General features: G+C 69.1%; 15 protein-coding genes. 6 read left to right on the plus strand and 9 right to left on the minus strand.

Going from position 1 to position 12,505, the window contains the following annotated elements:
* Window positions 1-132: 132 nt before the first annotated feature.
* Window positions 133-1,602: an FAD-dependent monooxygenase gene (locus tag ACZYRS_RS13355; protein ID WP_463419649.1), complete on the plus strand. Its 1,470-nt coding sequence runs from the start codon at window positions 133-135 to the stop codon at window positions 1,600-1,602.
* On the opposite strand, the gene ACZYRS_RS13360 is transcribed toward ACZYRS_RS13355, so the two are convergent.
* From ACZYRS_RS13360 to ACZYRS_RS13370, 3 genes are read right to left on the minus strand one after another with little or no spacing between them, the layout of a single operon-like run.
* Window positions 1,599-3,413 (minus strand): ABC transporter ATP-binding protein, encoded by a 1,815-nt coding sequence (locus tag ACZYRS_RS13360; protein WP_463419650.1) that lies wholly within the window; start codon window positions 3,411-3,413, stop codon window positions 1,599-1,601. The genes ACZYRS_RS13355 and ACZYRS_RS13360 overlap by 4 nt on opposite strands.
* A gap of 6 nt (window positions 3,414-3,419) precedes the next feature.
* Window positions 3,420-4,067 carry a DNA oxidative demethylase AlkB gene (gene alkB / locus ACZYRS_RS13365; protein ID WP_463419651.1) on the minus strand — a complete coding sequence of 216 codons (648 nt, stop codon included), beginning with the start codon at window positions 4,065-4,067 and terminating at the stop codon, window positions 3,420-3,422.
* A gap of 38 nt (window positions 4,068-4,105) precedes the next feature.
* Window positions 4,106-4,507 (minus strand): hypothetical protein, encoded by a 402-nt coding sequence (locus tag ACZYRS_RS13370; RefSeq protein WP_463419652.1) that lies wholly within the window; start codon window positions 4,505-4,507, stop codon window positions 4,106-4,108.
* Between the two features lie 269 nt (window positions 4,508-4,776).
* On the opposite strand from ACZYRS_RS13370, the gene ACZYRS_RS13375 reads away from it, so the two are divergent.
* Entirely contained in the window at window positions 4,777-5,046 is a 270-nt protein-coding gene (locus tag ACZYRS_RS13375) for a hypothetical protein (protein WP_463419653.1), read from the plus strand.
* A 260-nt stretch (window positions 5,047-5,306) separates the two neighbouring features.
* Complete coding sequence (locus tag ACZYRS_RS13380) at window positions 5,307-6,851, plus strand: phospholipase D family protein (protein ID WP_463422484.1); 1,545 nt, start codon at window positions 5,307-5,309, stop codon at window positions 6,849-6,851.
* Here ACZYRS_RS13380 and ACZYRS_RS13385 read toward each other — a convergent pair.
* The 5 genes from ACZYRS_RS13385 to ACZYRS_RS13405 all read right to left on the minus strand — a co-directional run bounded on the left by ACZYRS_RS13385 (window position 6,848) and on the right by ACZYRS_RS13405 (window position 9,634).
* Window positions 6,848-7,105: a hypothetical protein gene (locus ACZYRS_RS13385; RefSeq protein ID WP_463419654.1), complete on the minus strand. Its 258-nt coding sequence runs from the start codon at window positions 7,103-7,105 to the stop codon at window positions 6,848-6,850. The two genes, ACZYRS_RS13380 and ACZYRS_RS13385, sit on opposite strands and share 4 nt — an antisense overlap.
* A 124-nt stretch (window positions 7,106-7,229) precedes the next feature.
* The gene (locus ACZYRS_RS13390) at window positions 7,230-7,736 is read right to left on the minus strand and encodes a murein hydrolase activator EnvC family protein (protein WP_198784629.1); all 507 of its coding nucleotides are present in this window, start codon (window positions 7,734-7,736) and stop codon (window positions 7,230-7,232) included.
* Between the two features lie 130 nt (window positions 7,737-7,866).
* The gene (locus ACZYRS_RS13395) at window positions 7,867-8,355 is read right to left on the minus strand and encodes a CreA family protein (protein WP_463419655.1); all 489 of its coding nucleotides are present in this window, start codon (window positions 8,353-8,355) and stop codon (window positions 7,867-7,869) included.
* Window positions 8,356-8,363: 8 nt separating this feature from the next.
* The gene (locus ACZYRS_RS13400) at window positions 8,364-8,915 is read right to left on the minus strand and encodes an NUDIX hydrolase (RefSeq protein WP_013542278.1); all 552 of its coding nucleotides are present in this window, start codon (window positions 8,913-8,915) and stop codon (window positions 8,364-8,366) included.
* Between the two features lie 17 nt (window positions 8,916-8,932).
* Entirely contained in the window at window positions 8,933-9,634 is a 702-nt protein-coding gene (locus tag ACZYRS_RS13405; protein WP_198784627.1) for a fumarylacetoacetate hydrolase family protein, read from the minus strand.
* A 156-nt stretch (window positions 9,635-9,790) separates the two neighbouring features.
* Between ACZYRS_RS13405 and ACZYRS_RS13410 the strand changes: the two genes are divergently transcribed.
* The 3 genes from ACZYRS_RS13410 to pgeF are packed head-to-tail and all read left to right on the plus strand — an operon-like array spanning window position 9,791 to window position 12,167.
* Complete coding sequence (locus ACZYRS_RS13410; RefSeq protein WP_463419656.1) at window positions 9,791-10,699, plus strand: tetratricopeptide repeat protein; 909 nt, start codon at window positions 9,791-9,793, stop codon at window positions 10,697-10,699.
* 28 nt (window positions 10,700-10,727) lie between these two features.
* Entirely contained in the window at window positions 10,728-11,366 is a 639-nt protein-coding gene (gene maiA / locus ACZYRS_RS13415; protein WP_463419657.1) for a maleylacetoacetate isomerase, read from the plus strand.
* A 6-nt stretch (window positions 11,367-11,372) separates the two neighbouring features.
* Window positions 11,373-12,167 carry a peptidoglycan editing factor PgeF gene (gene pgeF / locus ACZYRS_RS13420; protein WP_463419658.1) on the plus strand — a complete coding sequence of 265 codons (795 nt, stop codon included), beginning with the start codon at window positions 11,373-11,375 and terminating at the stop codon, window positions 12,165-12,167.
* Here pgeF and ACZYRS_RS13425 read toward each other — a convergent pair.
* Window positions 12,099-12,422: a hypothetical protein gene (locus ACZYRS_RS13425; RefSeq protein WP_198784908.1), complete on the minus strand. Its 324-nt coding sequence runs from the start codon at window positions 12,420-12,422 to the stop codon at window positions 12,099-12,101. The genes pgeF and ACZYRS_RS13425 overlap by 69 nt on opposite strands.
* Window positions 12,423-12,505 lie beyond the last annotated feature (83 nt).

A 12,505-nucleotide genomic window follows, 5' to 3' on the forward strand; every position in this document is an offset into this window, starting at 1 on the left:
CTCACAAGGGGCCTTGCAGAAGCCCCGGGGGTGTACTTCAGAATCGCCGGCCCTCGCCGGAGTCGGCGGATTTTGGAGTCAATCGATGCATTTGTTTTTGTTTGTGGAATGGCTGCGGATCGGAGTGCGGCAATGAGCGCGCACGCAGTGGTGATCGCGGGCGGGGGCCCGACCGGGCTCATGCTGGCAGCCGAATTGGCGTTGGCAGGCATCGACGTGGCCATCGTCGAGCGGCGCGTCAATCAGGAAGTCGATGGCTCGCGCGCGGGCGGCCTGCATGCCCGCACGCTCGAGCTGCTCGACCAGCGCGGCATCGTCGAGCGCTTTCTCGCGCTGGGGCAAGTGCACCGCGCCGTGCATTTCCGCACGGCGATGGACATCGGCGACTTTCCTTCGCGCCACAACTGCAGCCTCGCGCTGTGGCAGCGCCACACCGAACGCCTGCTCGCTGAATGGGTCGGCGAACTGGGCGTGACGGTCTATCGCGGATGCGAAGTGACGGGGTTCGCGCAGGACGGCGCGGGCGTCGATGTCGCGCTCTCCGACGGCCGCTCGCTGCGGGCCGCGTACCTCGTCGGCTGCGACGGCGGCCGCAGCCTGGTGCGCAAGACGGCCGGCATCGGCTTCCCCGGCTGGGAGCCGACCACGAGCTGGCTGATGGCCGAGGTGGCGATGACCGCGGAGCCGAAGTGGGGCTTTCACGAGAACGCGTTCGGCATCCATGCGATCGGCAAGGCCGAGAACACCGGGAAAGCGTTGGCGCGCGTCGTGCTGACCGACCGGCAACTGCAGCGCGATGCCAACCCCACGCTGCACGATGTGCGCGAAGCGCTGGTCGCCGTCTACGGCACCGACTTCGGCGCGCACAGCCCCACCTGGATCTCGCGCTTCACCGACATGACGCGCCAGGCGGACGCCTACCGCGATCGGCGCGTGCTGCTGGCCGGCGACGCGGCGCACGTGCATCCGCCGATCGGCGGGCAGGGCCTGAACCTCGGCGTGCAGGATGCGGTGAACCTGGGGTGGAAGCTCGCGCAGGTGGTGGGCGGCACATCGCCGGACAGCCTGCTCGACACTTATCACGCCGAGCGCCACCCGGTGGCCGCGCGCGTGCTGCGCCACACGATGGCGCACGTCGCGCTGCGCCGCACCGACGACCGCACCAAGGCGCTGGACGCGACGCTCGCCGAACTGTTCGCGATGGACGAGCCGCGCAAGCGGCTGGTCGCGGACATGTCGGGCCTGGGCATTCGCTACGACCTGGGCGAGGGGCACCCGCTGCTCGGGCGGCGCATGCCCGATCTCGATCTCGTCACCGCGGCGGGCCCGTTGCGCGTCTTCGCGTTGCTGCAAGCGGCGCGGCCGGTGCTGCTCAACCTCGGCGAGCCTGGCGGCTTCGACATCTCGCCGTGGGCCGATCGGGTCCGGCAGGTCGATGCGCGGTACGAAGGCGTGTGGGAGCTTCCGGCCATCGGGCAGGTCGCGGCGCCCGCGGCCGTGCTGATCCGGCCCGACGGCCATGTCGCATGGGTGGGTGATTCGACGCAGCAGGGGCTGGCCGAGGCCCTGGCCACTTGGTTCGGACCGCCCGCCGTGGCTTAAGCCGGCGCCGTCATGCGCTGCAACAGCGGCTGCCGCGCAAGCACTTCGTCGCGCGGGCCGTGGTCGAGCACATGGCCGGCCTCCATCAGCAGCACGGTGTCGAAGCGCTCGAGCAGGCTCAGGCGATGGATCGACGCGATCACGCAAGCGTTGGGAAACGCGGCCGCGATGCGTTCGAGCACGCGCGCTTCGGTGTTGGCATCGAGCGCGCTGGTCGGCTCGTCCAGCAGCAGCAGCGAGCTGCCCTCGGCCGCGAGCACGCCGCGCGCGAGGCACAGGCGCTGGCGCTGCCCACCCGAGAGGTTGAAGCCGCGCTCCGACACGGCCGTGTCCAGGTCGCCGTGGTTGGCCTTGAGCACCTCGTCGAAGGTGCTGGTGTGCAGCGCGGCGAGCAGGCGCGCATCGTCCGCGGGCTGGCCGAAGGCGAGGTTCTCGCGCACGCTGGCTTCGAAGAGTTCGGTCTCCTGCGGGATCAGCGTGGCGAGGCGGCGCAGCTGCGGCCAATCGACCGGCCGGCCGTCGAGCATGAGTGTGCCGGCATGGGGCGCATAGAGGCCCGCGAGCACGCGCAGCAGCGTGCTCTTGCCGCCGCCGCTCGGGCCGACGAGGGCCACGCGCTGGCCGCGGCGCAGCGTGAGCGCGACGTCGTGCAGGCCGCTGCGCGGCGGCTCGGTCGCATCGGCGATGGGTTCGCCGCGCGGCGCGTACTTCCATTGCAGCGCGTCGACGCCCAGCTGCGCCCACGTCGCGCCCGCATCGATGCGCTCGCGCTCGGGCACCTGCTCGGGCGCAGTGGCAAGCACATCGCCCGAAGGCGCCTGCCAGATCGGCTCGGCGCTCGAATAGTCGGTGTGCATGCGCGCGAAGAAGCTGAAGTTGGCGGCCACCGAGGTCACCACGCCGGCCGCCTGCTGCGCGTACTGGTAGATCATGAACACCGCGCCCAGCATCACCGCCTGCCCCGGCGTGCGCGCCTGCCACACGTAGATGACGACCAGCCCCCAGGTGAGCGCGAGCCCCATCAGATCGACCGCGAACCACTTGCCTTCGTTCAGCACCACGGTGCGCTTGAGCGGCAGCGAAATGGCCGCCATGCGACGGCGCAGCAAGAGCCGCGACGCGCCCTGCAGCCGCAGGCCGATGACGGTCGATGCGTTGCCCAGGAAATCGAGCAGCGCTGACACATAGCGCCGGTCGGCATCGTTCTCGGCGCGCGCGAGCTTCATGAGCGCGCGGTCGATGCGCACGATCACCAGGCCGATCAGCACATAGCCCGCAAGGGCCGTCACGCCGCTCGTGCGCGACAGCAGCGCGAGCGCCACCAGCGGTCCGACGAAGTTGACCGCGTTGGTGAGCCAGATGAACTGGTTCTGCGCGAAGTCCGCGAGCGCGCGGCTGGCCTGGTGCACGCGGTGCTGCAGCTCGCCCGAATGGTGGCCGTCGTGCCAGGCCAGCGGCGCAGCGGCGATGCGCGCGTAGAGCTCGTCGGCCAGGCGCTCGCGCACCTTCAGGCCGACGTTGCGCTCCAGGATGCGGCCCGGCCCGTGCAGCGCCCACGCGCCCACGTACACCGCGGCCAGCGTGCCGATCCAGCGGCCGGCACCGCTGAAGTCGCTGCGCTGCAACGCGTTGATGGCCTGGCCCGCGAGGTAGGGGAGCGCGAGGCGGATGAGCTGTGAGGACGCGAGCAGTGCGGTGGCGCCGAGCAGTTGCCCGCGTGCGCCGGCCGCGAAGTGCCAGAGCGCGACATAGAGCGCGCGGATCGCGTTGCCGGGGTCGTTGGTCTCGGTGGTCTTGTGCGTCTTCTGCATGCGGGCTCAGCCGGCCTTCCGGAAGGTGAGGTTGATGCGCAGGCTCCCGAGCGCCGGATGCGGCTGGTCCTTCAGCGCCAGCACGCCGTGGTAGCGCAGCCGGTCCTCGCCGCCCCAGACCACGACATCGCCGTGCGCCAGCGGGATGCGCGCGGCCTTGTCGCCGCGTTCGTGCCCGCCGAACAGGAACACCGCCGGCATGCCAAGCGAGACCGAGACGATCGGCGCGCCGTAGTCATGCTCGTCCTTGTCTTGGTGCAGCGAAAGCCGCGCGCCGGGTGCGTAGCGGTTGATGAGGCACGCATCGGGCGCGAAGCCCTCGAAGCCGGCGGCCGATGCGGCCTCGCGGGCCAGGCGCGCGAATGCCTCGGGCATGGCGGGCCACGGCCTGCCGGTGTCGGGATCGGTGGCGCTGTAGCGGTAGCCGCGGCGGTCGCTGGTCCAGCCGAGCGCGCCGCAGTTGGTGAGCGCGACCGACATCGTGAAGCCGCCGGGCGTGACGAGGTGGCGAAAGGGCGCATCTTGCGCAACCGCCCGCACGGCCGAGAGCAACGCGTCGGCAAGGGGCAGAGCGAAACCGGGGAGGACGAAGGCGCCGGAACCGATCGCTTCGCGGGCGCTGCGGGGAGGGTCGTCGAACAGGTCGAGCGTCATGCGGCAGGCCGGCCCGCGCGGGCCGGCGAAGAAAACGCCTAGCGGACCGTCGACATCACCGTCGCGCGGCAGCGCGGCTGGTCGCGGGGCGCGAGCAGGTTGCAGTTGTTCAGGGCGCGCTCCTGCATGTCGCTGAGCTTGGGGCGTTCCTGCTGGTACTGGGGCTGGCGCTGGTACTCGGGCACGTAGACCGGCGCGGGCTCCTGCCAGCGCTGGCGGCCTTCGTACTCGCGGCGCTGCTCGTATTCGCGCCGCTCGTACTCGCGGCGATCCTGGCGTTCGCGGTCGTGACGCAGTTGCCGCATGCAGGAGTTGAAGTCCATACCCGAGCGGCCGCTGGCGCAGTAGCGGCGGTCGTTTTCGTAGCTGTACTCGCCCTGGGCCATGGCGGGGACGGCGCTCATGAGGCCGAGGAATGCGAAGAGAGCGAGTTTTTTCATGATGCGTGGCCTGTTCTGTGATTGCCGGATGTCTGTGCAGTGTGAAAGGTCTGCCGTGGGCCGAATGTAGCCGGTCGTCCTGCACGCACGTAGGGTCGAGGCTGCCGCGTTCGCACGGGTCCCTGCTCAACGTCCGCGGGCCGCGGCCAGCCGACGCAGCCGGGCGCCTGCCCCACCGCGCAAACCTTCACATCCCATGAACAGGTGAAGTAGTACTAAGGGATTCACTTATTGGAATCCGCGGCACAAAGGCCTATGGTCTGGAAACTATGGACACAGTGCGCCTCGATATCCACGTCCCGGAAGGCTGGGCATGCTGGATCGAGCTCGCGCGTACGCACCATGGCACCTACGCGGGGCTTGCGGAGTTGAGCCAGCACGGCGTTGCGCGGTGCGCGCTGGTGATCACGCAGCAACTGTCGTGGGAGTCGGCGGTCGAGCGCGCGACGCTGCGGGCGGACCACTTCGTGCGGCAATGGACGCCGCAGCGCAGCCCGGCGAGCGACGTCTCGGGCATCACCATTCCTGCAGACGCCTGAGCGCCGCGCACCGAGCGGCGCCACAAGGGGCGCCCTCCGCCGCAGCGCGCGCGCATGGTAGAAACCGCGAGCCGCGGATGTCCTCCCATTCCGCTTCGTGCGCTTGCCCCACTTCTCTCGCTTCCATGTCCCACATCCCCGACCGGGTTGAAAAACCGTGCGCCCAATGGCTGGTGCAGCTGGTGCAGCTGGTGCAGCTGGTGCAGCTGACGCAGCTGGCGCGGCTGGCGTGGCTGATCGCCGGCCTCGCCGCGCTCTGCATGGCCGGTTGCGCGGGCCTGCCCACCGACGTGCAGCGCAAGCCCTCGATGGCCGTCGCCGACGGCGCCCAGACGATGCTCGGCCGCCTCGTGAAAGCGGCCGCGCCGCCGGGCGAACCCCTGAGCGGATTCCGCCTGCTGCCGATGCCGCAGTTCTCGCTGCATGCGCGCATCGAACTCGCGCGCCGCGCGCAGCGCTCCATCGACGTGCAGTACTACCTCGTGCAGAACGACGAGACCGGCCGCTATCTGCTGCGGGCGCTGCGCGATGCGGCCGACCGCGGCGTGCGCGTGCGCCTCTTGGTGGACGATCTCTACACGGCGGGCGCCGATCCGCTCTTCACCAGCTTCGCCTCGCATCCGAACGTCGAGGTGCGCCTGTTCAACCCGTTTCCCGCGGGGCGCGACCGCTTCGGCACGCGCTGGGCCGCGTCGCTGTTCGACTTCGACCGCGTGCACCGCCGCATGCACAACAAGCTCTTCGTGGTGGACAACACGATGGCGGTCATGGGCGGGCGCAACATCGCCAACGAGTATTTCCTGCGCGACGGGGGCTCGAACTTCATCGACATCGACACGCTGGTCGCGGGCGCCGTGGTGCCCCGCCTCTCGTCGCTGTTCGACATGTACTGGAACAGCCCCTACGTGTACCCGATCGAATCGCTGGTGGCCAAGGGCAGCGAATCGCCGAAGGAACTGCGCGAGCGTTTCGACCGCCTGACCAGCGGGCCCGAGACCCTGCATCCCGAGGAGCCCGACTCCACCGACCTGCTGGGCAACAACCCGCTGGCCAAGGACCTGGATGCGGGCACGCTGAAGCTGGTGTGGGCACGCGCCGAGGCCTATGCCGACCCGCCGGCCAAGGCCCTCGCGCCCACGCCGGAAGGGCGCGGGCTGCCCGCCGACGAGGCGAGCGAAAGCGTGCTCTACAACGTGCGGCGGTACCTGGGCGGCGCGCAGAGCGAGATCATGCAGACCACGCCCTACCTGATTCCCGGGCGTGGCGGCATGGAGTCGATCCGCGTCATCCGCGGCAACGGCGTGAGCTACAGCATCGTGACCAATTCGCTCGCGGCCACCGACGAATCGCTGGTGCACATCGGCTACCGGCGCTACCGCGCCCAGATGCTGCGCCTGGGCGTGGAGCTCTACGAGCTCAGCCCCAAGCGGGTGGAGGAGACCAAGCGCTTCGGCATGTACGGCTCGGCGAGCGGCCGGCTGCACGGCAAGTCGGCGGTGATCGACCGCAAGACGGTGTTCATCGGCTCGATGAATTTCGATCCGCGCTCGGAGCTGCACAACACCGAGATCGGCATCTTCATCTTCAGCCCGCAGATCGCGCAGCAGCTCACCAGCCTGATCGGCTTCATCCGCCTGGACGGCGCCTACCAGCTGCAGCTGGGCCCCAAGGGCGGCATCGAGTGGGTGAGTCCGGCGTCGGGCGATGCGGCCGACACCATCCTGCACACGGAGCCCGAAACGCATTTCTGGGCGCGCTGGAAGCTGGAGCTGCTGGCGCCGCTGGTGCCCGAGAGCCTGCTCTAGCGGACCGTCGACATGACCGTCGCGCGGCAGCGCGCACGGTCCTGGCGGGTCGGCAGCACGATGCAGTTGTCCAGCGCGCGCTGCTGCATGTCGCTCAGGCGCGGGCCCTCGCGCGGGGCTTCCCGCTCGGGCTCGTAGTAGGGCCGCGGCGGCGGGCGGCCGTAGTAGTCGTTGTCGCGATCGCGGCCGTGGCGGGTGGTTTCGCAACCCACGAGGCTCAGCGCCAGGAGGCCGCCCCAAAGAATCAGACGCAAATTCGTTCTCCGTTTCGAAGGGGAGGGCTGCAAGACGTGCCCCACCCCGGTCGCACGCAGCTTAGTGCGCACGGACGGAAAAACCTGAAGGAAAGATGAAATGCGGCCTGCAGGCGCCGACCGCTCAATCCTGCAGGCGCCCGTTCAGATAGGGCTCGGGATCGACGGCGGTGCCGTTCTTGCGGATCTCGAAATGCAGCTTCACGCGATCGGCATCGCTGCGGCCCATCTCGGCGATCTTCTCGCCCTGGCGCACGACCGCGTTTTCCTTCACGAGGATGGTCTGCGCGTGCGCGTAGGCCGTGAGGAAGGTGTCGTTGTGCTTGACGATGACCATGTTGCCGTAGGAGCGCAGTTCGCCGCCCACGTACACCACGCGGCCGTCGGCCGATGCCACGATGGGGTCGCCCAGGTTGCCCGCGATGTCGAGCCCCTTGTTGCGCACGCCGTCGAAGCGGCCGATGGTGGTGCCGCTCGCGGGGCGGATGAAGAGCGCCTGCTTCGCCGGAGGCGGGGTGACGGTCTGGCCGGGCCGTGCCGGCGGCAGCGGCGTGGTGGTGCATGCGGCGAGCGCGGCGGCAACCAGCGCTGCGGCGCCGGTGCGGAAAAGAAAAGTCTGGTGGATGTGCATGGCGCTGTTGGAACGGGTTCGTTGCGGAGGGTTCCTGCGGTCGGGCACGCCGGGCGCGCCACGCGGGGGATGCTAGCAAACTCGTGCGTACCCTCTGGAAGAGCGGAATGCGCGAAGGGCTATCGCGCGGCTACTTCAGCGGAATCGGCGTGCCGCGGTCGATGGGCACCGCGGTCACGCTGTTCTTGGGCGAGCCGTCGATCAGCAGGTCCGAGTAGGTGAGGTAGACCAGCGTGTTGCGCTTGGCATCGACCATGCGCACCACGCGCAGTCGCTTGAAAAGCACCGAGAGGCGCTCGCTGTACACCTCCTCGCGCTTGGGCAGCGGCTGCGTGATGCTCACCGGGCCGACCTGGCGGCAGGCGATGGAGGCCTCGGCCTTGTCCTCGGCCACTCCGAAGGCGCCGGCCAGGCCGCCGGTCTTGGAGCGCGAGACATAGCAGGTGACGCCGTTGACCTTGGGGTCGTCGTAGGCCTCGATCACGATCTTGTGGTCGGGGCCGATGAGCTTGAAGGCGGTGTCGACTTCGCCCACCGTTTCGGCCCGGGCCGCCGAGGCCGCCAGCGCAAAGCCGAGGCTGGCGGCGCACAAGAGGGTGGCGCGGAGTGTCTTGTTCATGAGGTTCGTCAAACGATGCTCAGTTCGTGCACGCGGTCGAAGCTGCCGCGGCGGCGGTCTTCGAAGAAGTGTTCCAGCGCCTCGCGCACGGTGCGAAAGGCGATCTCGTCCCAGGGAATCTCTTCTTCGGTGAAGAGCTTCGCCTCGATGGTCTCGTGGCCCGGATCGAACTTGTCGTCCAGGAGCCGCGCGCGATAGAACAGGTGCACCTGCCCCACGCGCACGACGCTGATCACCGCGAACAGGCCCTGCATCTCGAAGTTCGCGCCGGCCTCCTCGTCGGTCTCGCGCGCGGCGCCCTGGGCGGTGCTTTCCTCCAGCTCCATGAAGCCCGCGGGCAGCGTCCACTTGCCCCAGCGCGGTTCGATGTTGCGCTTGCACAGCAGCACCTTGTCGCCCAGGACCGGGATGGTGCCCACCACGTTCAGCGGGTTCTCGTAGTGGATCGTGTGGCAGGCCGGGCAGACGGCGCGCGGCTTGGTGTCGCCGTCGTCCGGAATGCGGTAGACCACCGCGGTGCCGCAGTTCTTGCAGTGCTTGATGGGGACGCGCAGGAGCATGGGCGGTGCTGCCGTCTTCAGGCGATCTTGACGGTGAGCGTCGGCAGGCCGGCGACGGCGCCGACCAGCGTGTCGCCCGAGACCACGGCCGCCACGCCTTCGGGCGTGCCGCTGTAGATCAGGTCGCCGGGCTGCAGCTCCCAGGCCGCCGACAGGTGCTCGATGGTCTCGGCCACGTTCCAGATCAGCTTGCTCACGGTGCTGCGCTGGCGGTCGGTGCCGTTCACCTGCAGCGAGATCTCGGCGTTCTCGGCGTCGCCGGCTTGCGCCACCGGCACGATCGGGCCGATGGGGGCGCTCTGCTCGAAGCCCTTGCCGATGTCCCAGGGGCGGCCCTGCTTTTTCATTTCGCCCTGCAGGTCGCGGCGCGTCATGTCCAGGCCCACGGCGTAGCCGTAGATGTGCTTGTGCGCATCGGCCGCCTTGATGTTTTTACCGCCGGTGCCGATGGCGACGACCAGCTCGATCTCGTGGTGCAGGTTCTTGGTGAGCGAGGGGTAGGCCATGGTGCCGGTCTGGCCTTCGTCGACCACCACCAGCGCGTCGGTGGGTTTCATGAAGAAGAAGGGCGGCTCGCGGCCGGTGAAACCCATTTCCTTGGCGTGATCTTCGTAGTTGCGGCCCACGCAGTAGATGCGGTGCACCGGAAAGCGGGCGGGCTGTCCGGCCACGGGAACCGAAACGGTGGCGGGCGGGGCGAAAACAAACTCGGAAGCCATTGCGACGTGTCCTTTTTCAGCGAAACGGGAGGGAGACCGGCAGTGTGCCAGAGGCAGGGCGGGGTTGCCGGAGCGCTGGAACCGGGATTTCCGGGCGCTTCACAATAGGCGTCCTGCGCGTCCTTCGAACCGTTTCCTCGATTTCCCCGCCACACCATGCCCCTTCGAATCGGCAAAGCCAGCAAAGCCACCGCCCTCAACGAACTCGGCCGCCGGCGCGACGATGAGGGCGACCAGGACGCCGCCCTGGAGGCCTACGCCCAGGCGAGCGCCATCCATCCCGGCTGGGCGGTGCCCTGGTACAACGCCGGCCTCATTCACAAGTACCGCGGCGAATGGGCCGCGTCGCTGCAGGCCAACGCGCGGGCCGTGCAGTGCGAGCCGGGCAACGAGGGCGCGCTGTGGAACCTGGGCATCGCCGCCACCGCGCTGGGCGACTGGACGACGGCGCGGCGCGCGTGGCAGCAGTACGGCATCCAGGTGCCCGAAGGCGAAGGCCCGGTCGATTTCTTCATCGGCCTCACGCCGATCCGCGTGCATGGCGATGAGGCCAGCGACGTGGTCTGGTCGGACCGCATCGATCCGGCGCGCGCCATCCTGCGCAACGTGCCGTCGCCCGCCTGCGGTCACCGCTTCGGCGACCTCGTGCTGCACGATGGCGCGGCCAACGGCTACCGCAAGCGCGGCGACCGGGAGATTCCGGTGTTCGATGCGCTGGAGCTCATCGCGCCCTCGGACTATTCGACCTATGAAGTCTCGATCGACGACGCGACGGAAGAAGACATTGGCGCGCTCATCGCGCGCTTCGAAACCGCCGGCGCCGCCGCCGAGAACTGGACCACCAGCATCCAGGTGCTCTGCAAGGCCTGCTCCGAAGGCCGGCCCGATGGCGAGCACAACCATGCGCCCGGTGAGCCGCCCGCGGCGTGCGGACCGTGGCACGTCGGCATCGCCGCGCGCGAGGAGGTGCAGGCGCGCCGCATCCTCGACGAATGGCGCCAACTCACTCCGAAGGCCGGGCTGCGCGATTTCAGCTGCGTGCTGCAGGCCACTCCATGCTCCTAGTTCCAGCGAGCGCTATCCTTGGAAAATCATGAAGCTGCATAACTATTTCCGCTCCTCCTCCTCGTTCCGCGTGCGCATCGCCCTCAACCTGAAGGGCGTCGATTACGAATACGTTCCCGTGCACATCGCGCGCGGCGAGCACCGCACCGGCCCCTACGCCACCATCTCGGCCGACAAGCTCGTGCCGCTGCTCGAAGACGAAGGCGAGCGCTTCTCGCAGTCGCTGGCCATCATGGAATACCTGGACGAGACGCACCCCGAGCCGCCGCTGCTGCCGAGCGACCCGGTGGGCCGCGCCCATGTGCGCGCGCTGGCGCAGTCCATTGCCTGCGAGATCCATCCGCTCAACAACCTGCGCGTGCTCAAGTACCTCGTGAAAGATTTGAAGCTGGACGACGAAGCCAAGAACGCCTGGTACCGCCACTGGGTGCGCGACGGCATGGAGGCCTTCGAGCGCCAACTCGCGCTGCGTCCTGGCAGCACCTTCTGCTACGGCAACACGCCCACGCTGGCCGATTGCTGCCTGGTGCCGCAGATCTTCAACGGCCGCCGCTTCGACTGCGACTTCAGCGGCCTGCCGCGCAGTATGGCCGCCTTCGAGGCCTGCATGCAGCTGGAGGCCTTCCAGCGCGCGCAGCCCTCGCAAGCCCCCGACGCGGAAGCCTGATCGAACGTGAGCACAGCCGTCATCGATCCGCGCTGGCTCGTGCCGGACTGGCCCGCACCGTCGAACGTGCGGGCCGTGTGCACCACGCGCGAGGGCGGCGTTTCGCACGGCCGCTACGAAAGCCTGAACCTGGGCGATCACGTGGGCGACCTGGCCGCCGACGTGGCCGAGAACCGCCATCGCCTCGGGCAGGCCATCGCCGCGCGGCCGGTGTTCCTGCAGCAGGTGCACGGCACGGGCGTCGTGACGCTGGATGCCGAATCGGAGCTCGTGCGCGATGCCACCGTGGCCGATGCCTGCACGGCCACGGCGATCGGGCTGGCCTGCACGATCATGGTGGCCGACTGTTTGCCCGTGCTCTTCACCGACGAATCGGGCCAGCGGGTGGCCGCCGCGCATGCGGGCTGGCGCGGCCTTGCGGGCGGCGTGCTCGAGGAAGCAGCCCGCTGCTTCGCGACCGAGCCGCAGGCCGGACCCGCGCGCGGCAACAGCAGGGTCATCGCATGGCTCGGCCCGTGCATCGGCCCGAAGGCCTTCGAGGTCGGTGCGGAGGTAAAGGCGGCCTTCGAGGCGCATGCGCCGGAAGCTGCAAACTGTTTCAAGCCCGCGGGCGCGCCCGGCAAATGGCTGGCGGACCTGCCCGCGCTCGCGCGCCAGCGGCTGCGCACGGCCGGTGTCGACGCGGTGTACGGCAACGACGGCGGCGATGCGTGGTGCACCGTCGCCAACCCGTCACGGTTCTTTTCGCACCGGCGGGACGGCGTCAGCGGGCGCTTCGCCGCGCTGGTCTGGAAGGCCTGAGTCTTCGGGCTTTTTCGTCGCGGCCTCTGCCGCTGCGCGCCGTGCCGCTTCCTGCGCTTGCGCCTCGCGCTCCTTGATGGCGCGGCGCCGGCCCGGCGTCCCCATCAGGTAAACCACCAGTGCCACCGGCGCCAATCCGTACAAAAGAAATGTGAAGATGGCACCCAGCACGGTGCCCGTGGTGTTGGTGGCTTCGGCCACCGCCATCATCACGACGACGTAGAGCCAGCCGATCACGACCAGATGTATGAACACGAGAAGTTTCAGTCGGTAAGAGGAAAGAGCGGCGTTGTCGGTGCCGTGCGAATGCAGGATACTCAAAACACGCACCCATCCGG

It is taken from the genome of Variovorax sp. AC194, assembly GCF_979257995.1.

What these genes read in the sequence shown, in the direction of transcription:
- ACZYRS_RS13400 (WP_013542278.1), bottom strand. Translation starts at nt 8,915, where the DNA reads ATGCTCCTGCGCGTCCCCATCAAGCACTGCAAGAACTGCGGCACCGCG.
- ACZYRS_RS13395 (WP_463419655.1), bottom strand. Translation starts at nt 8,355, where the DNA reads ATGAACAAGACACTCCGCGCCACCCTCTTGTGCGCCGCCAGCCTCGGC.
- ACZYRS_RS13405 (WP_198784627.1), bottom strand. Translation starts at nt 9,634, where the DNA reads ATGGCTTCCGAGTTTGTTTTCGCCCCGCCCGCCACCGTTTCGGTTCCC.
- maiA (WP_463419657.1), top strand. Translation starts at nt 10,728, where the DNA reads ATGAAGCTGCATAACTATTTCCGCTCCTCCTCCTCGTTCCGCGTGCGC.
- ACZYRS_RS13390 (WP_198784629.1), bottom strand. Translation starts at nt 7,736, where the DNA reads ATGCACATCCACCAGACTTTTCTTTTCCGCACCGGCGCCGCAGCGCTG.
- ACZYRS_RS13370 (WP_463419652.1), bottom strand. Translation starts at nt 4,507, where the DNA reads ATGAAAAAACTCGCTCTCTTCGCATTCCTCGGCCTCATGAGCGCCGTC.
- ACZYRS_RS13360 (WP_463419650.1), bottom strand. Translation starts at nt 3,413, where the DNA reads ATGCAGAAGACGCACAAGACCACCGAGACCAACGACCCCGGCAACGCG.
- ACZYRS_RS13375 (WP_463419653.1), top strand. Translation starts at nt 4,777, where the DNA reads ATGGACACAGTGCGCCTCGATATCCACGTCCCGGAAGGCTGGGCATGC.
- ACZYRS_RS13380 (WP_463422484.1), top strand. Translation starts at nt 5,307, where the DNA reads ATGGCCGGTTGCGCGGGCCTGCCCACCGACGTGCAGCGCAAGCCCTCG.
- alkB (WP_463419651.1), bottom strand. Translation starts at nt 4,067, where the DNA reads ATGACGCTCGACCTGTTCGACGACCCTCCCCGCAGCGCCCGCGAAGCG.
- ACZYRS_RS13355 (WP_463419649.1), top strand. Translation starts at nt 133, where the DNA reads ATGAGCGCGCACGCAGTGGTGATCGCGGGCGGGGGCCCGACCGGGCTC.
- ACZYRS_RS13410 (WP_463419656.1), top strand. Translation starts at nt 9,791, where the DNA reads ATGCCCCTTCGAATCGGCAAAGCCAGCAAAGCCACCGCCCTCAACGAA.